31 protein-coding genes are annotated in these 17458 nt (G+C 69.3%); 1 reads left to right on the top strand and 30 read right to left on the bottom strand.

Annotated features, from left to right (window positions below):
- Window positions 1-304, top strand: a 304-nt coding sequence (locus FXF60_RS16560; protein ID WP_192796705.1) for a hypothetical protein, incomplete at its 5' end; no start/stop codon positions are given.
- Here the strand turns inward: FXF60_RS16560 and FXF60_RS11125 are convergent.
- The 30 genes from FXF60_RS11125 to rpsS all read right to left on the bottom strand — a co-directional run bounded on the left by FXF60_RS11125 (window position 280) and on the right by rpsS (window position 17449).
- Window positions 280-1254, bottom strand: coding sequence for a zinc-binding dehydrogenase (locus FXF60_RS11125; protein WP_151526026.1), 975 nt, complete (start codon window positions 1252-1254; stop codon window positions 280-282). The two genes, FXF60_RS16560 and FXF60_RS11125, sit on opposite strands and share 25 nt — an antisense overlap.
- 69 nt (window positions 1255-1323) lie before the next feature.
- Window positions 1324-1905, bottom strand: a complete 582-nt coding sequence (locus FXF60_RS11120; protein ID WP_151526025.1) for an SRPBCC domain-containing protein — start codon at window positions 1903-1905, stop codon at window positions 1324-1326.
- Window positions 1906-1908: 3 nt separating this feature from the next.
- Window positions 1909-2244: an ArsR/SmtB family transcription factor gene (locus FXF60_RS11115; protein ID WP_151526024.1), complete on the bottom strand. Its 336-nt coding sequence runs from the start codon at window positions 2242-2244 to the stop codon at window positions 1909-1911.
- Between the two features lie 33 nt (window positions 2245-2277).
- Complete coding sequence (truA, locus tag FXF60_RS11110; RefSeq protein ID WP_238335815.1) at window positions 2278-3138, bottom strand: tRNA pseudouridine(38-40) synthase TruA; 861 nt, start codon at window positions 3136-3138, stop codon at window positions 2278-2280.
- 98 nt (window positions 3139-3236) lie between these two features.
- Window positions 3237-4058, bottom strand: coding sequence for a 50S ribosomal protein L17, sunset domain variant (gene rplQ / locus FXF60_RS11105; protein WP_151526022.1), 822 nt, complete (start codon window positions 4056-4058; stop codon window positions 3237-3239).
- A 24-nt stretch (window positions 4059-4082) separates the two neighbouring features.
- Entirely contained in the window at window positions 4083-5105 is a 1023-nt protein-coding gene (locus FXF60_RS11100; RefSeq protein ID WP_151526021.1) for a DNA-directed RNA polymerase subunit alpha, read from the bottom strand.
- Between the two features lie 131 nt (window positions 5106-5236).
- Window positions 5237-5845 carry a 30S ribosomal protein S4 gene (gene rpsD, locus FXF60_RS11095; RefSeq protein ID WP_075811134.1) on the bottom strand — a complete coding sequence of 203 codons (609 nt, stop codon included), beginning with the start codon at window positions 5843-5845 and terminating at the stop codon, window positions 5237-5239.
- A gap of 29 nt (window positions 5846-5874) precedes the next feature.
- The gene (gene rpsK, locus FXF60_RS11090) at window positions 5875-6282 is read right to left on the bottom strand and encodes a 30S ribosomal protein S11 (protein ID WP_058890650.1); all 408 of its coding nucleotides are present in this window, start codon (window positions 6280-6282) and stop codon (window positions 5875-5877) included.
- Window positions 6283-6374: 92 nt separating this feature from the next.
- Complete coding sequence (gene rpsM / locus FXF60_RS11085; RefSeq protein ID WP_151526020.1) at window positions 6375-6752, bottom strand: 30S ribosomal protein S13; 378 nt, start codon at window positions 6750-6752, stop codon at window positions 6375-6377.
- A gap of 211 nt (window positions 6753-6963) precedes the next feature.
- On the bottom strand, window positions 6964-7077 hold the full coding sequence (gene rpmJ, locus FXF60_RS11080; protein ID WP_022925314.1) for a 50S ribosomal protein L36: 114 nt from the start codon (window positions 7075-7077) through the stop codon (window positions 6964-6966).
- Window positions 7078-7150: 73 nt separating this feature from the next.
- On the bottom strand, window positions 7151-7372 hold the full coding sequence (gene infA / locus FXF60_RS11075) for a translation initiation factor IF-1 (RefSeq protein ID WP_022925313.1): 222 nt from the start codon (window positions 7370-7372) through the stop codon (window positions 7151-7153).
- Window positions 7373-7458: 86 nt separating this feature from the next.
- Window positions 7459-8334, bottom strand: a complete 876-nt coding sequence (map, locus tag FXF60_RS11070) for a type I methionyl aminopeptidase (protein WP_151526019.1) — start codon at window positions 8332-8334, stop codon at window positions 7459-7461.
- On the bottom strand, window positions 8334-8948 hold the full coding sequence (locus FXF60_RS11065) for an adenylate kinase (RefSeq protein WP_151526018.1): 615 nt from the start codon (window positions 8946-8948) through the stop codon (window positions 8334-8336). Before FXF60_RS11065 ends, map begins: the two co-directional genes overlap by 1 nt.
- Complete coding sequence (gene secY / locus FXF60_RS11060) at window positions 8948-10273, bottom strand: preprotein translocase subunit SecY (protein ID WP_151526017.1); 1326 nt, start codon at window positions 10271-10273, stop codon at window positions 8948-8950. The genes FXF60_RS11065 and secY overlap by 1 nt, the downstream gene beginning before the upstream one ends.
- A 187-nt stretch (window positions 10274-10460) precedes the next feature.
- Window positions 10461-10931: a 50S ribosomal protein L15 gene (gene rplO / locus FXF60_RS11055; RefSeq protein WP_151526016.1), complete on the bottom strand. Its 471-nt coding sequence runs from the start codon at window positions 10929-10931 to the stop codon at window positions 10461-10463.
- Between the two features lies 1 nt (window position 10932).
- On the bottom strand, window positions 10933-11115 hold the full coding sequence (gene rpmD, locus FXF60_RS11050; RefSeq protein ID WP_010148653.1) for a 50S ribosomal protein L30: 183 nt from the start codon (window positions 11113-11115) through the stop codon (window positions 10933-10935).
- Window positions 11115-11786 (bottom strand): 30S ribosomal protein S5, encoded by a 672-nt coding sequence (rpsE, locus tag FXF60_RS11045; RefSeq protein WP_151526015.1) that lies wholly within the window; start codon window positions 11784-11786, stop codon window positions 11115-11117. The genes rpmD and rpsE overlap by 1 nt, the downstream gene beginning before the upstream one ends.
- 35 nt (window positions 11787-11821) lie before the next feature.
- Entirely contained in the window at window positions 11822-12196 is a 375-nt protein-coding gene (gene rplR / locus FXF60_RS11040; protein WP_151526014.1) for a 50S ribosomal protein L18, read from the bottom strand.
- Window positions 12197-12199: 3 nt separating this feature from the next.
- Complete coding sequence (gene rplF, locus FXF60_RS11035; protein ID WP_151526013.1) at window positions 12200-12739, bottom strand: 50S ribosomal protein L6; 540 nt, start codon at window positions 12737-12739, stop codon at window positions 12200-12202.
- 33 nt (window positions 12740-12772) lie between these two features.
- The gene (gene rpsH, locus FXF60_RS11030; protein WP_151526012.1) at window positions 12773-13171 is read right to left on the bottom strand and encodes a 30S ribosomal protein S8; all 399 of its coding nucleotides are present in this window, start codon (window positions 13169-13171) and stop codon (window positions 12773-12775) included.
- A 126-nt stretch (window positions 13172-13297) separates the two neighbouring features.
- Window positions 13298-13483: a type Z 30S ribosomal protein S14 gene (locus tag FXF60_RS11025; RefSeq protein WP_009483068.1), complete on the bottom strand. Its 186-nt coding sequence runs from the start codon at window positions 13481-13483 to the stop codon at window positions 13298-13300.
- Window positions 13483-14100 (bottom strand): 50S ribosomal protein L5, encoded by a 618-nt coding sequence (gene rplE, locus FXF60_RS11020; RefSeq protein ID WP_202879615.1) that lies wholly within the window; start codon window positions 14098-14100, stop codon window positions 13483-13485. Before rplE ends, FXF60_RS11025 begins: the two co-directional genes overlap by 1 nt.
- 2 nt (window positions 14101-14102) lie before the next feature.
- Window positions 14103-14447 (bottom strand): 50S ribosomal protein L24, encoded by a 345-nt coding sequence (gene rplX / locus FXF60_RS11015; protein WP_238335814.1) that lies wholly within the window; start codon window positions 14445-14447, stop codon window positions 14103-14105.
- A 4-nt stretch (window positions 14448-14451) separates the two neighbouring features.
- Window positions 14452-14820: a 50S ribosomal protein L14 gene (gene rplN / locus FXF60_RS11010; RefSeq protein WP_010148661.1), complete on the bottom strand. Its 369-nt coding sequence runs from the start codon at window positions 14818-14820 to the stop codon at window positions 14452-14454.
- A gap of 75 nt (window positions 14821-14895) precedes the next feature.
- Window positions 14896-15237 (bottom strand): 30S ribosomal protein S17, encoded by a 342-nt coding sequence (gene rpsQ / locus FXF60_RS11005; protein WP_151526011.1) that lies wholly within the window; start codon window positions 15235-15237, stop codon window positions 14896-14898.
- A gap of 2 nt (window positions 15238-15239) precedes the next feature.
- Window positions 15240-15488, bottom strand: a complete 249-nt coding sequence (gene rpmC / locus FXF60_RS11000; protein ID WP_066641571.1) for a 50S ribosomal protein L29 — start codon at window positions 15486-15488, stop codon at window positions 15240-15242.
- Window positions 15488-15907: a 50S ribosomal protein L16 gene (rplP, locus tag FXF60_RS10995; protein WP_151526010.1), complete on the bottom strand. Its 420-nt coding sequence runs from the start codon at window positions 15905-15907 to the stop codon at window positions 15488-15490. The genes rpmC and rplP overlap by 1 nt, the downstream gene beginning before the upstream one ends.
- A complete protein-coding gene (gene rpsC, locus FXF60_RS10990) occupies window positions 15907-16767 on the bottom strand; it encodes a 30S ribosomal protein S3 (protein ID WP_151526009.1) in 861 nt (286 codons plus the stop codon). Before rpsC ends, rplP begins: the two co-directional genes overlap by 1 nt.
- The gene (rplV, locus tag FXF60_RS10985; protein ID WP_151526039.1) at window positions 16767-17132 is read right to left on the bottom strand and encodes a 50S ribosomal protein L22; all 366 of its coding nucleotides are present in this window, start codon (window positions 17130-17132) and stop codon (window positions 16767-16769) included. Before rplV ends, rpsC begins: the two co-directional genes overlap by 1 nt.
- 35 nt (window positions 17133-17167) lie before the next feature.
- The gene (rpsS, locus tag FXF60_RS10980; protein WP_151526008.1) at window positions 17168-17449 is read right to left on the bottom strand and encodes a 30S ribosomal protein S19; all 282 of its coding nucleotides are present in this window, start codon (window positions 17447-17449) and stop codon (window positions 17168-17170) included.
- Between the last annotated feature and the right edge of the window lie 9 nt (window positions 17450-17458).

The raw sequence follows: 17458 nt of genomic DNA, 5'->3' as shown, positions 1-17458 counted from the left end.
CACACGCATCATGGCACAAACAAAATGGCATCAAAAAACAAACACGCTGTTGAGTTCTCAAGAATCGGACACACACCGGGCGTTCCGATCGGTGAAGACCGTCCCGCTGCGGGGCAACCTCTCCAGCCTACCTGACCTGCTCAGGCCGTCCAAATCCAAGGTCTGGATCGTCGGTGAGGGGATCAGATTCGAGCTGTGCGACCGCCGCTTCCGCGTCAGCCGCGAAGCACTACTGTACACGGCCTCGGGCGCGCGGCGCAAACCTGGCCTCTGCGCTGCTCAGCGCACCTGGATGCCGACCTGACCGACCACGTCCCCGCGCTCCATCCGGGCCAGCGCCTGGGCCGTGTCCGACAGCGGGTAGGTCCGGTCCAGGGCCGGCCTCAGACCGGTGCTGGAGACGAACCGGCACAGACCTTCCAGGTCCTGCCTGCTCCCCATCGTCGAGCCCAGGACGCGCAGCTGCTTGAAGAAGATCTTGGTCAGCTCTGCACGCTCCGGTGCGTCTCCGCTCGTCGCCCCGCAGATCACGATGGTTCCGCCCGGTCGCAGCGCGTTGACCGAGTGCGACCAGGTCGCCGCCCCCACGCTCTCCAGCACCGCATCCACCCGGGCGGGAAGGCGCTCCCCCGTGGGGAAGGCCTGCTCTGCTCCCAGGGTGAGCGCGCGTTCGCGCTTCTCCTCGCTGCGGCTCGTGACCCAGACGGTGAGTCCGGCCGCCGCGCCGAGCTGGACCAGGGCCGTGGCGACCCCTCCGCCGGCACCCTGCACGAGGACGGTGTCCCCGGGACGGACGTCCGCCCGCGAGAACAGCATGCGGTAGGCCGTCAGCCACGAGGTCGACAACGCCGCCGCCTCGACGGCGTCCAGATGGTGGGGACGCCGGACCCAGGAGCCGTCCGGGACCGTGACGTACTCGGCGAGGGTCCCCTGGTGGCGCTCGGACAGCAGGCTGCGGCGCGGGTCGAGCGTGGGGTCCCCCTCCCAGCCGGCGGTCCCGGTGGTCACGGGGTAGACGACGACCTCGCCGAGCTCAGGATGCTCGGCGACGGCGTCGCACCCGAGGATCATCGGTAGTCGCTCCTCCGGGAGGCCGACCCCCCGCAACGACCACAGGTCGTGATGGTTCAGGCCTGCCGCCACCACCGGGAGCGTGGTCCAGCCGGGCTCCGGCTCAGGCTCCGGACGCTCTCCGACCACGAGTCCGCGCAGCGGATCGTCGGGAGAGATGGACTCGGCATAGGCAGCGAGCATGCTGCCACCCTAGCCCGCCCACCCGTGCCAGGCCTCGCGGTCCCGGGGAGCCCAGCGACCGGGCAGCGGTCAGGCTCCAGCCAGGGCGTCGGCGTACTCCGCGCGCAGCGCGGCCGCGGCCTGACGATCCGGTTCCCCCGACGACCCGGTGTCGAGGAAGTCTCCCAGGCCGTCGAGGCACAGGTGCCAGCCGGCGCCGGTGCCGGAATGCCCCAGCGGCCCGGGCTCTCCGGGCCAGGTCGTGAACACCAGGCGTGTGCCGGACCCCTCCGGCGAGAGCTCGAACCGCAGCACGTCGGCCTCGCCTTCCGGGTTCCCCCAGACCAGCTCGAACCGCCTCGGCGGGTCGAAGATGCGGATCTGACCGGGGAGGACCTCGTCGAGATCCATGTCCGAGGTGTCGACCCCGGCCTCCTCCATCGTCTCCAGGCTCTCCTGGGCGCCGTCGGGCCAGAACGGCAGCTGCACGGCTGCACCGCTCGCCCGCTCCCCGATGATGTCGGCAGGGAACCAGTGGCGCAGGCCCGCGGACTCGGTCAGGGCTCGCCAGACGGTCTCGGGCGGATGTGCCAGGGACCGTTCGTACCTCAACGCCAGCCGGTCGCCGTCGCGGATGACCGTGCCGAGACGGTCGGTGCTGCCCTGTTCCATGGCCTACTCCTCTGTCCTGTGGTCGGGATGACCCTGCTCGTCCAGGTGTCGCTCGAGGGCGTCGAGCCGGTCGGCCCAGATCTCGCGGAACGGTGCGAGCCAGGCTTCCACCTCGCGCAGACCGTGCGGGTCCAGGGCATATCGACGCCGCGGGCCGTCGATCCGCACCGTGACCAGGTCGGCCTGCGCCAGCACCCGGAGGTGCTTGGACACGCTGGGCTGCGACACCCCGAGTGCCGCCACCAGCTCGCCGACGGGTCGCTCGCCGCGGCGCAGCAGGGTGAGGATCTCCCGGCGCGTCGGGTCCGCGATCACGGCGAAGGCGTCTCGGTCGACCATGGTTGGTAGTATTCCCGGACTGGCATATGCCTGTCAAGGCATATCATGCTGCGCTGGACCCTCCACGGACCGGAGGGCGCGGCTCTGGCTCGCTCGCTCCCGTTGCCCGTCCACGTCCTGCGGGTAGGCGATCTCCTCGAGACAGAGCCCGTGCGCCGGCATCACCCGCACGGCCGGGTCCCGGACCCCCGCCTCCTGCACGGCCCGCAGCCAGGAGACGTCGCGTCGACCCTCCCCGATCGGCAGCACGCCGCCCACCAGAGCACGGACCATGCTGTGGCAGAAGGCGTCCGCGACGACGGTGCCGAGAAGCACGCCATCCTCCCCCCGGCTCCATCGGTAGTCCAGCAGCGTCCTGACCGTGGTCGCTCCCTCCCTGGGCCGGCAGAAGGCCGCGAAGTCACGCAGACCGACCAGGGTCCCGGCCGCGGCGTCCATCGCCTCCGCGTCCAGCGGCCGACGCACGACCACGGTGTCCCGCCGGCGCAACGGGTCGGCGCGACCGGGCTGGTCCAGCAACCGGTAGCTGTAGCGACGCCGCAGCGCCGAGAAGCGTGCGTCGAAGGCTGGGTCGACCGCCGTCGCCCGGGCGACCACCACGTCGCGGGGCAGCACGCCGCGCAACCGGGTCAGCAGGGCCTCCTCCGGGGTGCGGTCGGAGCGCCCGGGCACCTTGCTCCAGGCGTCGTCGTCGACATCGAGGTGGCACACGGATCCCCGGGCGTGCACCCCGGCATCGGTACGACCGCCGACCGTCAGGCGCGGGGCGCCCTCGGTCCGCAGCACGGTGGCCAGCGCTACCGCGAGCGTCTCCTCCACGGTCCGCAGCCCGGGCTGGCGGGCCCACCCGGAGAAGTCGGTGCCGTCGTAGGCGAGGTCGAGGCGGAGTCGCACGACACCATGGTGCCGCATGCCGAAGGGCCACCCCCCATCACGGGAGGTGGCCCTTTCGGCCGTGTCGACCCGGACCGGTGTCCGTGGTCACGACGCCGTCAGCTGTCGTCGTCCGCCTGACCGAGCTCGACGCCGGCGTCGGCGCCCTGGGCCGCCGCACCACCGGCGGGCTCGAAGCCGGCAGCCTCGGCCGCCTCGGCGGAGCGGAACCAGACCTCGGCGGTCGTGTTGTCGTACCAGCGCGAGCCGGGCACGTGGTACTTCATCGAGTCCGCGTTGCCCTTGACGTCGAAGCCCTCCGGGGCAGCGCCGTCCTCGGTGGCCGGGTGGCTGTCCGGCCCGAAGTCCCGCTCCTCGGCGGTCTCGTCCGCACCCGCGCCAGCGGCGTCGTCGGTCTGCGCCACGTCGTCGGCACCGGCAGAGACCATCGCGGCCTCCGTCGCGTCCTCGGACGCCGTCTCGTTGACCTCGACGGTCTCGGCCGGCGCCGCAGCCTTGGCCTCGTCCTTGGCGGCACGCCTGGTGGCGCCCTCGGCCTGGGTGACGACGGCCTTCTTGGCCACCGGCTCCCGGACCAGCTCGATCACGGCCATCGGCGCGTTGTCACCCTTGCGCGGGGCGATCTTGGTGATCCGGGTGTAGCCACCCTGACGGTCGGCCACGTCGGGAGCGATCTCGGTGAAGAGACGGTGCACGACACCCTTGTCCCGGACGATCGCGAGCACCTTGCGGCGGTTGTGCAGGTCGCCGCGCTTGGCGAAGGTCACCAGACGCTCGGCCAGCGGGCGGAGCCGCTTGGCCTTGGCCTCGGTGGTGGTGATGCGGTCGTGCTCGAACAGAGCAGTCGCCAGGTTGGACAGGATCAGGCGCTCGTGCGCCGGACCGCCGCCGAGGCGCGGACCCTTCTTCGGGGCAGGCATGAGTTTCTCCTTAACTCGTCAGTCTCAGTACTGCTCGTCCTCGGCGAAGGCGGCGTCGCCCTCGTCGTCGTAGGTGCCGTCCTCGTAGGAGCTGGCACCTTCGAACCCGGGCGGGCTGTCCTTGAGCGCGAGGCCCATCTCGGCCAGCTTGTCCTTGACCTCGTCGATCGACTTGGCACCGAAGTTGCGGATGTCGAGCAGGTCGGCCTCGCTGCGCCCGACGAGCTCACCCACGGTGTGGATGCCCTCGCGCTTGAGGCAGTTGTAGGAGCGGACCGTCAGGTCGAGCTCCTCGATCGGCAGCGCCAGGTCGGAGGCCAGCGCCCCCTCACCCACGGACGGGCCGATCTCGATGCCCTCCGCCTCGACGTTCAGCTCACGGGCCAGCCCGAAGAGCTCGACGAGGGTGCGTCCGGCCGAGGCGACCGCGTCGCGAGGAGCGATGGAGCTCTTCGTCTCGACGTCGATCACGAGGCGGTCGAAGTCGGTGCGCTGTTCCACACGGGTGGCCTCGACCTTGTAGGTCACCGCCAGCACCGGGGAGTAGATCGAGTCGACCGGGATGCGCCCGATCTCCTGCTCGCCCGACTTGTTCAGCTGCGCCGAGACGTAGCCGCGGCCACGCTCGACCGTCATCTCCATCTCGATGGTGCCGGACTCGCCCAGGGTGGCCAGGTGCAGGTCCGGGTTGTGGATCTCCACGCCGGCCGGCGGGGCGATGTCGGCCGCGGTGACGGGGCCGGCGCCCTGCTTGCGCAGGTACATGACGACCGGCTCGTCGTGCTCGCTGGAGACGACCAGGGACTTCAGGTTGAGGATGACCTCGGTCACGTCCTCCTTGACCCCGGGGATCGTGGAGAACTCGTGCAGCACGCCGTCGATGCGGATGCTGGTGAGCGAGGCGCCGGGGATGCTGGACAGCAGGGTCCGGCGCAGGGAGTTGCCGAGGGTGTAGCCGAAGCCAGGCTCGAGCGGCTCGAGGGCGAACCGCGACCGGGTGTCGGAGACGACCTCCTCGGTGAGGGTGGGGCGCTGTGCGATGAGCACTTCGTGTTCCTTTCCACGGGCGACCGCTATATGACGCCGCGTGCGGGAGCCCGGCACACCTCTGTCCGTATGCCGGGCGCGGACCGCTCCGACGGAGAGGTCCGGGTGGTCGGGGGCGCAGCCCCCGCCGGTCAGTTCTTCGAGTAGAGCTCCACGATCAGCTGCTCGGTGAGGATCGTGTCGATCTGCTCACGCGTCGGCAGCTGGTGGATGAGGATCTTCAGCGAGCCGGGGACGACCTTCATCCACGCGGGGACCGGGCGGTCGCCGTAGGTCTGGCGAGCCAGCTCGAAGGGGAAGGTCTCCACCGACTGCGGGCGCACCTCGATGATGTCGTACTGCTCGACCCGGTAGCTGGGCACGTCCACCCGCTGGCCGTTGACCAGGAAGTGACCGTGGGTCACCAGCTGGCGCGCCGCGCGACGCGTGCGGGCCAGCCCGGCACGGTAGACGACGTTGTCCAGACGGGACTCGAGGATGATGAGCAGGTTCGCACCGGTCTTGCCGGGGCGACGGGCCGCCTCGGCGTAGTAGCGGCGGAACTGCTTCTCCATGACGCCGTAGGTGAAGCGGGCCTTCTGCTTCTCCTGCAGCTGGGTCAGGTACTCCTTCTCCTGGCTGCGACGGCGACCGTGCTGCCCCGGGGGGAACGGGCGCAGGTCGAAGTTCTTGTCGCCGCCGACGAGGTCGACCTTGAGCCGGCGGGACTTCTTGGTGATGGGTCCGGTGTAGCGGGCCATGATGTTCTCCCTAGTTCCTTTCCGGGCTCTTAGTTGCGACGCTTCTTGGGCGGACGGACACCGTTGTGCGCCTGGGGCGTCACGTCGGAGATCGCGCCGACCTCGAGGCCTGCGGCGGTCAGCGAGCGGATCGCGGTCTCGCGACCAGAGCCCGGACCCTTGACGAAGACGTCGACCTTCTTCATGCCGTGGTCCATGGCGCGGCGCGCGGCGGCCTCGGCAGCCATCTGGGCGGCGTAGGGGGTCGACTTGCGCGACCCCTTGAAGCCGACCTGGCCCGAGGAGGACCAGGCGATGACGGCACCGGTCGGGTCGGTGATCGAGATGATGGTGTTGCTGAACGTGCTCTTGATGTGAGCCTGCCCGAAGGCGACGTTCTTCTTCTCCTTGCGGCGCACCTTGCGCGCGCCAGTGGCCTGACGGCTCTTGGGGGGCATGTGTTTCTCCTAGCGGAAGAGCAGATCTGTGGGTCCCGTGGCCCGGGGCGCGGCCCCGGCGGGATGGTCGGGGAGAGGTCCCCGACGGTGGCTTACTTCGTGGCCTTCTTCTTGCCGGCGACCGTGCGCTTGGGCCCCTTGCGGGTGCGCGCGTTGGTCTTCGTGCGCTGACCGTGCACCGGGAGGCTGCGGCGGTGCCGCAGGCCCTGGTAGCTGCCGATCTCGACCTTGCGGCGGATGTCGGCGGCCACCTCACGGCGCAGGTCACCCTCGAGGCGGAAGCTGCCCTCGAGGTGGTCACGCAGGGCGACCAGCTGCTCTTCCGTCAGGTCCTTGACGCGGATGGACGGGTCCACGCCCGTGGCCTCCAGCGTCGAGGTGGCGCGGGTGCGGCCCACGCCGAAGATGTAGGTGAGAGCGACCTCCACGCGCTTGTCGCGCGGCAGGTCGACACCGATGAGTCGTGCCATCTGGCAGTGCTCCTTGGGTTACGTGCGAGAGTCTGGTGCAGCACCGGTCCGCATCGTCTGGTGGGCTCGGTCGCCCGCGGTCCCCGGCTCTCGCGGCCGGAGGTGACGTCCCGCCGGTCGGCGGGGGTCGGGTGCTGCGTCATCTGGGGTATTCAGTTGTGGGTCGTGCTGACGCATCGAAGCTGCGACGCGCGTGCGGGACGTGCTCTGCTCAGCCCTGGCGCTGCTTGTGGCGCAGGTTGTCGCAGATCACCATGACCCGGCCGTGACGGCGGATCACCTTGCACTTGTCGCAGATCTTCTTCACGCTCGGCTGAACCTTCATGGCTTCCTGCCTTCGGGTGGAGGGATCTGAACGGGGGTGGGTGTGCGGCGCACGGCCACGAGGGCCGCGTGCCTCAGCGGTAGCGGAAGACGATGCGGCCGCGAGTCAGGTCGTACGGGCTGAGCTCCACCACGACGCGGTCCTCGGGGAGGATCCGGATGTAGTGCTGCCGCATCTTGCCGGAGATGTGAGCCAGCACAACGTGACCGTTGGTCAGCTCGACCCGGAAGTTCGCGTTCGGGAGGGCCTCGACAACCGTGCCCTCGATCTCAATGACGCCGTCCTTCTTCGCCATGTCCTCCACATTCCCTGAATTTCACTGGACTCGGCCCACACAGGGCCGACGCACCATCCTACGGGAAGGGCAACCCCCAAGGCCAATCAGTCGGAGAGGGGTGCGAACGCGGCGCCGACCCGCTCCAGCCCGGCCGCTCCCCCGTCGGCGGCCGTGAGCACCCAGAGTCCGTCGTCGGTCACGGCCACGGTGTGCTCCCAGTGGGCCGCCCGGCTGCCGTCGCTGGTGACGACCGTCCAGTCATCGTCCAAGGTGCGGGTCTCGATGCTCCCGAGCGTGACCATCGGCTCGATCGCCAGGGTGGCTCCCGAGGGCACGGTCGGTCCGGCGGCGGACACCCCGTAGTTCGGCACGTGCGGGTCCATGTGCATCTCCCGGCCGATCCCGTGCCCGGTGTAGTCCTCCAGGATGCCGTAGGCCTCGACCCCCGGGACGGCGTCCTTCACCCGGCGCTCGAGCGCGGCGTCGACGCTGCTCTCCACCGCGTCGCCCACGGCGAACAGCCGTCCACCGGGGCGCAGCGCCGCGATGCCGGCCCAGAGCGAGGCCTCGGTGTCGTCCATCAGGGCCAGGTCGGCCGGCGACCCCTGCTGCCGGCCCCCGACCACCAGGCTGAGCGCGGCGTCTCCGTGCCAGCCCTCGACGATGGCGCCGCAGTCGATGGAGACCAGGTCACCGTCCTCGAGCACCCGTCCCCCCGGGATCCCGTGCACCACCTCGTCGTTGACCGAGATGCACAGGCTGCCGGTGAAGCCGTGGTAGCCGAGAAAGCTGGGCACGGCGCCACTGCCGCGGATGGCCTCCTCGGCCTCCGCGTCGAGCTCGCCGGTGGTGACCCCGGCGACCGCACGCTCCCGTGCCAGGCTCAGTGTCCGCGCGACCACCAGCCCGGCCCGACGCATCGCCACGAGCTCGTCGGGCGACTTGGCCTCGATCCGCGGGCGACGGCGGAAGATCGACATCAGCGCGTGTCGGCGTCGTCCACCGGCGCGTCGCCGGTCGACGAGGTCGGCACGTCCCGGAGGACGGCCTCGATCCGCCCGGTCACCTCGGTGACCTCGCCCATGCCGTCCACGCGCCGCAGCAGGCCACGCTCCTTGTAGCGCGCCGACAGCGGCGCCGTCTCCTCGGCATACAGGCGCATCCGCTCCCGGACGACCTCCTCGGTGTCGTCGGCGCGGCCCTGCTCCTGGGCGCGGGCCAGCAGCCGCTGCACCACCTCGTCGGTGTCCACGGTGAGCTCCACCACGACGTCCAGCTCGTGGCCGGCCTCCGCCAGCATCTCGTCCAGCGCGTCCACCTGGCCGGTGGTCCGCGGGTAGCCGTCGAGCAAGAAGCCGTGGGCCGCGTCCTGCTCGGCCAGGCGGTCGCGCACGATGGCGTTCGTGATCTCGTCCGGCACGTAGCCGCCCGACGCGGTGATCTGCTTGACCTGCAGCCCGAGCTCGGTCTCGTTCTTGATGTTCGCCCGGAAGATGTCCCCGGTGGAGATGGCGGGTATGCCGTGGGCCCGGGAGACGTGGACGGCCTGGGTGCCCTTGCCTGCACCGGGCGGTCCGAGCATGATCAGTCGCATCAGCGGAGGAACCCTTCGTAGTCGTGCTGCTGGAGCTGGGACTCGATCTGCTTCACCGTCTGCAGACCGACGCCGACGATGATGAGGATCGAGGCGCCGCCCAGGGGGAAGTTGGCCACCCCCATGACGTTGAACGCGATGAGCGGGATCAGCGCCAGCCCGGCGAGGTAGAGCGCTCCGGGCGTGGTGATCCGGTTGATGACGTACTCGAGGTACTCCGCCGTGGGCCGCCCGGCCCGGATGCCGGGGATGAAGCCGCCGTAGCGCTTCATGTTGTCCGCCACCTCGGTGGGGTTGAAGGTCACCGAGGTGTAGAAGAAGCAGAAGAAGATGATCATCGCGGCGTACAGCACCATGTAGATCCAGTGCGTCCCCGACCCGGTGGCACCCATCGACAGGTAGCGGTCGATGAAGCCCACCCAGCCCGGTGCCGTGGCGCCCGCCTCGGTCGGCCGGTTGAAGTTGGCCAGCAGCGAGGGCAGCATCAGGATGGAGCTGGCGAAGATGATCGGGATGACGTTGGCCATGTTGAGCTTGAGCGGGATGTAGGTGGACGTCCCCCCGTACTGGCGACGGCCGATCATCCGCTTGGCGTACTGCACCGGGATCCGCCGCTGGCACTGCTCCACGTAGACGACGAGCGTCATGATGACCAGGCCGAGCAGCATCACCAGGACGAAGGTGGTGACCGAGCTCTGGTAGATCGCACCCAGCGCCGCCGGGAAGCCGGCGGCGATCGAGACGAAGATGAGCAGCGACATACCGTTGCCGACACCCTTCTCGGTGATCAGCTCACCCAGCCACATGATCAGGCCGGTGCCCGCGGTCATCGTCAGGACCATGAGGGAGAGCGTCCAGATGCCCTCGTCCGGCATCACCGAGGTGCACGTGGTCCCGAACAACCGGGCCGGCTCGCGGGCGATCGTCACGAGCGTGGACGCCTGCAGCACCGCCAGCCCGATCGTGAGGTAGCGGGTGTACTGGGTCATCTTGGTCTGACCCGCCTGCCCCTCCTTCTTCAGCTGCTCGAACCGTGGGATCACCACGGTGAGCAGCTGCACGATGATCGCCGCCGTGATGTAGGGCATGATCCCCAGCGCGAAGATCGACAGCTGCACCATGGCGCCACCGGAGAACAGGTTGACCATGCCGAGCACGTTGCCGGACAGCTCCGCCGTGTCGAGGCACTGCTGCACCAGGCCGTAGTCCACGCCCGGGGTCGGGATGTGCGTCCCGAGGCGGTAGAGCGCCATGATCGCGAGCGTGAAGAGGATCTTCTTGCGAAGATCGGGCGTCTTGAACGCGCGCACGAAGGCGGAGAGCATTCAGGTCCTCCTGAGGGGCCGGTCGACTCGCGCGGCGCGTCGGGGCGAGGTTGGGGCCCGGAAATCGAGCAGTGGATCGTCGTTGACGATAACACCACTGAGGGTGAGGTCGAGAAGCGTGAGGCCCCGCGCCGCTCGTGCGACGCGGGGCCTGACGCGTGGGTATGCCGGGTGCGAGGCCTGCGCCTCAGGCCTCCGTGGCGCTCCCGCCGGCAGCCTCGATCTTCTCCTTCGCGGAGGCCGAGAACTTGGTGGCGGTCACGTCGAGCTTGACGGAGACCTCACCGGTGCCGAGCACCTTGATGGGCTGGCCCTTGCGGACCGCGCCCCTGGCCACCAGCTCGGCGGCCCCGACGGTGCCACCCTCGGGGAAGAGGGAGGCCAGGGTGTCGAGGTTGACGACCTGGTAGGTCACCTTGAACGGGTTGGTGAAGCCACGCAGCTTGGGCAGCCGCATGTGCATCGGGGTCTGTCCACCCTCGAAGGTCTCGGGCACCTGGTAGCGGGCCTTGGTGCCCTTGGTGCCGCGACCGGCCGTCTTGCCCTTGGACGCCTCGCCTCGACCCACGCGGGTCTTGGCGGTCTTGGCACCGGGGGCCGGACGCAGGTGGTGGACCTTGAGCGCGGCCGCCTCGCGACGGGCTGTGCTGTCGGCCATATCAGTCAACCTCCTCCACGGTCACCAGGTGGGCGACCGTGCGGACCATGCCGCGGAACTCCGGGCGGTCCTCCTTGACGACGGTGTCACCGATCCGCTTCAGGCCCAGGCTCCGGACGGTCTCCCGGTGCATGTGCTTGGTGCCGACGGTGGACTTGATCTGGGTCACCTTGAGCTTGGCCATCAGGCACCCGCCTTCGCCTCTGCGGCAGCCTCGGCGCGCGCCTTGAGCATGGCGTGCGGTGTGACCTCCTCGAGGGACTTGCCGCGGCGGGCCGCCACGGACTCCGGCTGCTCCAGGCCCTGCAGGGCCGCCACCGTGGCATGCACGATGTTGATGGAGTTGCTGGAGCCGAGCGACTTGCTGAGCACGTCGTGGATGCCGGCGCACTCGAGCACGGCGCGCACCGGGCCACCGGCGATGACACCGGTACCCGGGCTGGCCGGCTTCAGCATGACGACACCGGCGGCGTCCTCACCCTGGATCGGGTGCGGGATGGTGCCGGCGATCCGGGGCACGCGGAAGAAGTTCTTCTTCGCCTCCTCGACGCCCTTGGAGATCGCGGCCGGCACCTCCTTGGCCTTGCCGTAGCCGACGCCGACGGTGCCGTCGCCGTCGCCCACCACGACCAGCGCGGTGAAGCTGAAGCGGCGACCGCCCTTGACGACCTTGGCCACACGGTTGATGGTGACGACGCGCTCCAGGTACTGGTTGCGGTCGTCGTCGCGTCCGCCCCGGCCGCCACGGCCGTCGCGGTTGTCTCGGTTGTTGTCACGGTTGCCCCGACGGTTGTCGCGGGCGTCACCGGCCGTGGTGCCGGAAGCGGCTCCACGTCGCTGGAAGTCACCAGCCATCGAAAGATCCTTCTCTCTTCGTTCTCGGGGTCCGGTCAGAGCGCCAGGCCGCCCTCGCGGGCGCCCTCCGCGATAGCGGCCACACGGCCGGCGTAACGGTTGCCACCACGGTCGAAGACCGCGGCGTCGACGCCGGCAGCCTTGGCGCGCTCGGCGAGCAGCTCGCCGACCCGCTTGGCCTTGGCGGTCTTGTCGCCCTCCAGGGCGCGCAGGTCTGCCTCCATGGTCGACGCGGACGCCACGGTGGCGCTCCGGGAGTCGTCGACCAGCTGGACGAAGACGTGGCGGGAGGACCGGTTGACCACGATGCGCGGGCGCTCCGCGGTGCCGGTGACCTTCTTGCGCAGCCGCACGTGGCGGCGGCCACGGGCAGCGCTCTTGCTCTTGGCGCGCTTGACGATCTGTGCCATGGCTTACTTACCAGCCTTTCCGACCTTGCGGCGGATGCGCTCACCCTCGTAGCGCACACCCTTGCCCTTGTAGGGGTCAGGCCTGCGCAGCTTGCGGATGTTCGCAGCGACCTCGCCGACCTGCTGCTTGTCGATGCCCGTGACCGAGAACCGGGTGGGGTTCTCGACCTGGAAGGAGATGCCCTCCGGGGCCTTGATGAGAATGGGGTGGCTGTAGCCCAGCGCGAACTCCAGGTCGGTGCCCTTGGCCACGACGCGGTAACCGGTGCCGTGGATCTCGAGCTTCTTGGTGTAGCCGTTGGTCACACCCTCGACCATGTTGGCGATCAGGCTGCGGGTCAGGCCGTGGCGCGACCGCGAGTCGCGCTCGTCGTCGGGGCGGCTGACCTCGATGCTGCCGTCCTCCCCCTTGGCGACGGAGATCGGCTCGACCACGTCGAGCGCGAGCTGCCCCTTGGGGCCCTTGACCGTGACGGTGTCGCCGTCGATGGCCACATCCACACCCGAGGGGATCGCGACGGGGAGTCGTCCAATACGAGACATGTCTTCGTTACTCCTTTCGTGACTTTCCTCGGGTCACCAGACGTAGGCGAGCACTTCGCCGCCGACGCCCTTCTCGGCAGCCTGACGGTCGGTGAGCAGGCCGGAGGACGTGGAGATGATCGCCACGCCCAGGCCGCCCAGCACGCGGGGCAGGTTGGTGGACTTCGCGTAGACGCGCAGGCCCGGCTTGGAGACGCGGCGCACACCGGCGATGGAGCGCTCCCGGTTGGGGCCGTACTTGAGGTCGATGATCAGCGTGCTGCCCACCTCGGCCTCCGCAGAGGACCAGGAGGCGATGTAGCCCTCCGCCTTGAGGATGTCGGCGATGGTGGCCTTCAGCTTGGAGTACGGCATGGTGACCTGGTCCTTGTGCGCCGAGTTGGCGTTCCGGATCCGGGTCAGCATGTCCGCGATCGGGTCGGTCATGGTCATGGGCTTCGTGCCCTTTCTCATCGCGGTTTCCCCCGGGTGTCCCGGGCGACCTTCGATGTTCCAGGTGGTGGTTACGTCAGGTGTGGTGGTGCGGTATGCCGTGGGTGCCGGCGGCAGCTGCCGTCGTCACCAGCTCGACTTGGTCACGCCGGGCAGCTCGCCGCGGTGCGCCATCTCGCGCAGGCAGATCCGGCACAGGCCGAACTTGCGGTAGACCGAGTGGGGGCGGCCGCACCGCTGGCAGCGGGTGTAGGCGCGCACCTTGAACTTCGGCTTGCGGTTGGCCTTGTTGATCAGCGCGGTCTTGGCCATCAGTTCTCCTTGAACGGGAAGCCCAGGTGCTTGAGCAGCGCCCGACCCTCGTCGTCGGTCTTGGCGGTGGTCACGACCGTGATGTCCATGCCGCGGACGCGGTCGATCTTGTCCTGGTCGATCTCGTGGAACATCGACTGCTCCACCAGGCCGAAGGTGTAGTTGCCGTTGCCGTCGAACTGGCGCGGCGAGAGCCCGCGGAAGTCACGGATGCGCGGCAGCGCCAGCGCCAGCAGACGGTCCAGGAACTCCCACATCCGGTCGCCGCGCAGCGTGACGTGCGCACCGATCGGCATACCCTCACGCAGCTTGAACTGCGCGATGGACTTGCGGGCCTTGGTGACCGAGGGCTTCTGCCCGGTGATCGTGGCCAGGTCGCGGATCGCACCCTCGATGAGCTTGCTGTCGCGAGCCGCCTCGCCGACGCCCATGTTGACGGTGATCTTGACCAGGCCGGGGACCTGCATCGGGTTGGCGTAGCCGAACTGCTCGGTCATGGCCGGCACGATGTCCTCGCGGTAGCGGCCCTTCAGCCGCGGCGCGGGGGCGGACGTGGTGCGTCCCTCGGCAGCCGCCGAGCCCTGCTCGGTCTCGTTGTCGGTGATCGTGTCAGTCATGCTCACAGGTCCTTACCCGAGCGCACCGCGACGCGGGTGCGCACCGTCTTCTCGCGACCGTCCCGGTCGACCGTCTCGACGCGCGTCTTGATCCGGGTCGGCTTCTTAGTCTCGGGGTCGACCACCATCACGTTCGACACGTGGATGGGCGCCTCCTGGACCTGGATGCCACCGGTGTTCACGCCGCGCTGGCCACCGGCCCGGGTGTGCTTCGTGATGCGGTTGACGCCCTCGACGAGCACGCGGTCGGTCTCGGTGTGCACGGCGATGACCCGGCCCTGCAGGCCCTTGTCCTTGCCGGCGATGACCTGAACCAGGTCGTTCTTCTTGATCTTCATCTTCGCCATGTCCTCAGATCACCTCCGGCGCGAGCGAGACGATCCGCATGAATCGCTTGTCGCGCAGCTCGCGGCCCACCGGGCCGAAGATGCGGGTACCGCGGGGGTCACCGTCGTTCTTGAGGATGACCGCGGCGTTCTCGTCGAATCGGATGTAGCTGCCGTCGGGACGACGGCGCTCCTTGCGGGTGCGCACGATGACCGCCTTGACGACGTCGCCCTTCTTGACGTTGCCGCCGGGGATGGCGTCCTTGACGGTGGCCACGATGGTGTCCCCGATGCCTGCGTAGCGGCGTCCGGAGCCACCCAGCACACGGATGCACAGGAGCTCCTTGGCACCGGTGTTGTCGGCGACGCGCAGTCGCGACTCCTGCTGGATCACTGTTCGTTCTCCTACTGCCGGCTGGTTCTCGCCCGTGCGGGGCGAGCCTGGCCAGACGTTGTGGACGGTTGGTTCTTACTTGGCCTTCTCGAGGATCTCCACCAGGCGCCAGCGCTTGGTCGCTGACAGCGGGCGGGTCTCCATGATGAGGACACGGTCGCCGGTACCGGCGGTGTTCTCCTCGTCGTGCGCCTTGACCTTGTTGGTCGTGCGCAGGACCTTGCCGTAGAGGCCGTGCTTCACGCGGTCCTCGACCTGGACGACGATCGTCTTGTCCATCTTGTCGCTGACGACGTAGCCCTGGCGGACCTTGCGGTAGTTGCGGTCACCGCCGTGCCCGAGCGAGCTCTCGCTCGGCTCGTGCGCGTCGACGGTCTCAGCGGTCGCCTCGGCCTGGGTCTGGGTGCTCTCGCTCATGCTCAGCCCACCTTCTCGTTCTCGTCGGACTCACGACCGATGCCCAGCTCGCGCTCACGCATCTCGGTGTAGATGCGCGCGATGTCCTTGCGGACCGCGCGCAGCCGGCCGTGGCTCTCCAGCTGCCCGGTCGCGGACTGGAATCGCAGGTTGAACAGCTCCTTCTTGGCCTCGGCCAGAGCATCGGCCAGCGGGCCGTCCTCCAGACCGCGCAGCTGCTCGGGGGTCAGGTTGTCAGAACCGACAGCCATCAGATGTCACCACCCTCACGGGAGACGAAACGGGTCTTCATGGGCAGCTTGTGCATCGCCAGACGCAGCGCCTCGCGGGCGACGTCCTCGGACACACCGGACAGCTCGAACATCACGCGGCCCGGCTTGACGTTGGCCACCCACCACTCGGGCGAGCCCTTGCCGGACCCCATGCGGGTCTCGGCCGGCTTCTTGGTCAGCGGGCGGTCCGGGTAGATGTTGATCCACACCTTGCCGCCTCGCTTGATGTAGCGGGTCATGGCGATACGAGCGGACTCGATCTGCCGGTTGGTGACGTAGGCCGGCGCCAGGGCCTGGATGCCGTAGTCACCGAACGCCAGCGCGGTGCCGCCCTTGGCCATGCCGGAGCGGCCCGGGTGGTGCTGCTTGCGGTGCTTGACGCGACGGGGAATCAACATCAGGACTGCTCTCCCTCGGTGGTAGCGGGGGCGGCCGACGCGGACTCGGTCGGAGCGGCCGCGGGCGCCGCGGCACCCGTCTCGGCGCTCGTCGCCTCGTCCCGACGCGGCGCACGCCCACGGCGCTCGCCGCCGCCGCCGCCGGCGCCACCACGGCCACCGCGACCGCGACGGTCACCGCGACCGCTGGGGGCCTGGGCCTCCTCGCGCGCGAGCTCCTTGGCGGTCAGGTCGCCCTTGTAGATCCAGACCTTCACACCGATCCGGCCGAAGGTCGTCTTGGCCTCGTAGAAGCCGTAGTCGATGTTCGCGCGCAGGGTGTGCAGCGGCACACGGCCCTCGCGGTAGAACTCCGAGCGCGACATCTCGGCACCACCGAGGCGGCCCGAGCACTGGATCCGGATGCCCTTGGCACCGGCCCGCAGCGCGGACTGCATACCCTTGCGCATCGCGCGACGGAAGGTCACGCGGGCGGCGAGCTGCTCGGCGATGCCCTGGGCGACGAGCTGGGCGTCGACCTCGGGGTTCTTGACCTCGAGGATGTTCAGCTGGACCTGCTTGCCGGTGAGCTTCTCGAGCGCACCGCGCAGCCGGTCGGCCTCGGCGCCGCGGCGGCCGATGACGATGCCCGGGCGGGCGGTGTGGATGTCCACGCGCACGCGGTCCCGGGTCCGCTCGATCTCGACCTTGGAGATGCCGGCCCGGTCCATGCCGGTGGACAGCAGCTCACGGATCGCGACGTCTTCCTTCACGTAGTCGCGGTAGCGCTGACCCTCCTTGGTGGAGTCGGCGAACCAGCGGCTGCGGTGGTCGGTCGTGATGCCCAGGCGGTAGCCGTTCGGGTTGATCTTCTGCCCCATCAGCGGGCACCTCCCTTGGTCTTCTCGGCGACAACCACGGTGATGTGGCTGGTGCGCTTGTTGATCCGGCTGGCGCGGCCCTGGGCACGCGGCCGGAAGCGCTTCATGGTCGGGCCCTCGTCGACGAAGGCGGCCGACACGACCAGCGTCGACTCGTCGATGCCCGAGCCGGCGGTGTCCGCGGCGTGCCGCGCGTTGGCGACCGCGCTGTTCAGGACCTTGAGGACCGGCTCGCTGGCGCTCTGCGGCGCGAACCGCATCATGGCCTGCGCCTCCGGGACGCTCTTGCCCCGGATGAGGTCGACGACACGGCGTGCCTTCATCGGCGTCACGCGGACGAACCGCGCCTGCGCCTTGGCTTCCATGACGAATCCTTCTTCCGTGCTGTTCGTGGTGGTCGTCATCGCCGGCGACCCTTCCTGTCGTCCTTCTCGTGACCCTTGAACGTGCGGGTCGGAGCGAACTCACCGAGCTTGTGGCCCACCATCGACTCGGTCACGAAGACCGGGACGTGCTTGCGGCCGTCGTGGACCGCGAGGGTGTGACCGAGCATGTCGGGCGTGATCATCGACCGGCGGGACCAGGTCTTGATGACGTTCTTGGTTCCGGCCTCGTTCTGGGCGTCCACCTTCTTGGTGAGGTGGGCGTCGACGAACGGGCCCTTCTTCAGGCTGCGAGGCATTCTTCGGAC

Origin of the sequence: Serinicoccus kebangsaanensis, from assembly GCF_008919445.1 — a bacterium.
GTDB classification, from domain to species: domain Bacteria; phylum Actinomycetota; class Actinomycetes; order Actinomycetales; family Dermatophilaceae; genus Ornithinicoccus; species Ornithinicoccus kebangsaanensis.
The sequence above is the reverse complement of the archived record's forward strand: the minus strand, read 5'-3'. Positions and strand labels throughout refer to the sequence as shown.

Bases quoted from the DNA above. Each gene is read 5' to 3' on its own strand.
- FXF60_RS11125 (WP_151526026.1), bottom strand. From the start codon at position 1,254: ATGCTCGCTGCCTATGCCGAGTCCATCTCTCCCGACGATCCGCTGCGC.
- FXF60_RS11120 (WP_151526025.1), bottom strand. From the start codon at position 1,905: ATGGAACAGGGCAGCACCGACCGTCTCGGCACGGTCATCCGCGACGGC.
- FXF60_RS11115 (WP_151526024.1), bottom strand. From the start codon at position 2,244: ATGGTCGACCGAGACGCCTTCGCCGTGATCGCGGACCCGACGCGCCGG.
- rplQ (WP_151526022.1), bottom strand. From the start codon at position 4,058: ATGCCTGCCCCGAAGAAGGGTCCGCGCCTCGGCGGCGGTCCGGCGCAC.
- rpsD (WP_075811134.1), bottom strand. From the start codon at position 5,845: ATGGCCCGCTACACCGGACCCATCACCAAGAAGTCCCGCCGGCTCAAG.
- rpsK (WP_058890650.1), bottom strand. From the start codon at position 6,282: ATGCCCCCCAAGAGCCGTCAGGCCACTGGCGCGCGCAAGGTGCGCCGC.
- rpsM (WP_151526020.1), bottom strand. From the start codon at position 6,752: ATGGCACGACTCATCGGTGTCGACCTGCCGCGCGACAAGCGCGTGGAG.
- rpmJ (WP_022925314.1), bottom strand. From the start codon at position 7,077: ATGAAGGTTCAGCCGAGCGTGAAGAAGATCTGCGACAAGTGCAAGGTG.
- infA (WP_022925313.1), bottom strand. From the start codon at position 7,372: ATGGCGAAGAAGGACGGCGTCATTGAGATCGAGGGCACGGTTGTCGAG.
- map (WP_151526019.1), bottom strand. From the start codon at position 8,334: ATGTCGATCTTCCGCCGTCGCCCGCGGATCGAGGCCAAGTCGCCCGAC.
- FXF60_RS11065 (WP_151526018.1), bottom strand. From the start codon at position 8,948: ATGCGACTGATCATGCTCGGACCGCCCGGTGCAGGCAAGGGCACCCAG.
- secY (WP_151526017.1), bottom strand. From the start codon at position 10,273: ATGCTCTCCGCCTTCGTGCGCGCGTTCAAGACGCCCGATCTTCGCAAG.
- rplO (WP_151526016.1), bottom strand. From the start codon at position 10,931: ATGGCCGACAGCACAGCCCGTCGCGAGGCGGCCGCGCTCAAGGTCCAC.
- rpmD (WP_010148653.1), bottom strand. From the start codon at position 11,115: ATGGCCAAGCTCAAGGTGACCCAGATCAAGTCCACCGTCGGCACCAAG.
- rpsE (WP_151526015.1), bottom strand. From the start codon at position 11,786: ATGGCTGGTGACTTCCAGCGACGTGGAGCCGCTTCCGGCACCACGGCC.
- rplR (WP_151526014.1), bottom strand. From the start codon at position 12,196: ATGGCACAGATCGTCAAGCGCGCCAAGAGCAAGAGCGCTGCCCGTGGC.
- rplF (WP_151526013.1), bottom strand. From the start codon at position 12,739: ATGTCTCGTATTGGACGACTCCCCGTCGCGATCCCCTCGGGTGTGGAT.
- rpsH (WP_151526012.1), bottom strand. From the start codon at position 13,171: ATGACCATGACCGACCCGATCGCGGACATGCTGACCCGGATCCGGAAC.
- FXF60_RS11025 (WP_009483068.1), bottom strand. From the start codon at position 13,483: ATGGCCAAGACCGCGCTGATCAACAAGGCCAACCGCAAGCCGAAGTTC.
- rplE (WP_202879615.1), bottom strand. From the start codon at position 14,100: ATGACTGACACGATCACCGACAACGAGACCGAGCAGGGCTCGGCGGCT.
- rplX (WP_238335814.1), bottom strand. From the start codon at position 14,447: ATGGCGAAGATGAAGATCAAGAAGAACGACCTGGTTCAGGTCATCGCC.
- rpsQ (WP_151526011.1), bottom strand. From the start codon at position 15,237: ATGAGCGAGAGCACCCAGACCCAGGCCGAGGCGACCGCTGAGACCGTC.
- rpmC (WP_066641571.1), bottom strand. From the start codon at position 15,488: ATGGCTGTCGGTTCTGACAACCTGACCCCCGAGCAGCTGCGCGGTCTG.
- rplP (WP_151526010.1), bottom strand. From the start codon at position 15,907: ATGTTGATTCCCCGTCGCGTCAAGCACCGCAAGCAGCACCACCCGGGC.
- rpsC (WP_151526009.1), bottom strand. From the start codon at position 16,767: ATGGGGCAGAAGATCAACCCGAACGGCTACCGCCTGGGCATCACGACC.
- rplV (WP_151526039.1), bottom strand. From the start codon at position 17,132: ATGGAAGCCAAGGCGCAGGCGCGGTTCGTCCGCGTGACGCCGATGAAG.
- rpsS (WP_151526008.1), bottom strand. From the start codon at position 17,449: ATGCCTCGCAGCCTGAAGAAGGGCCCGTTCGTCGACGCCCACCTCACC.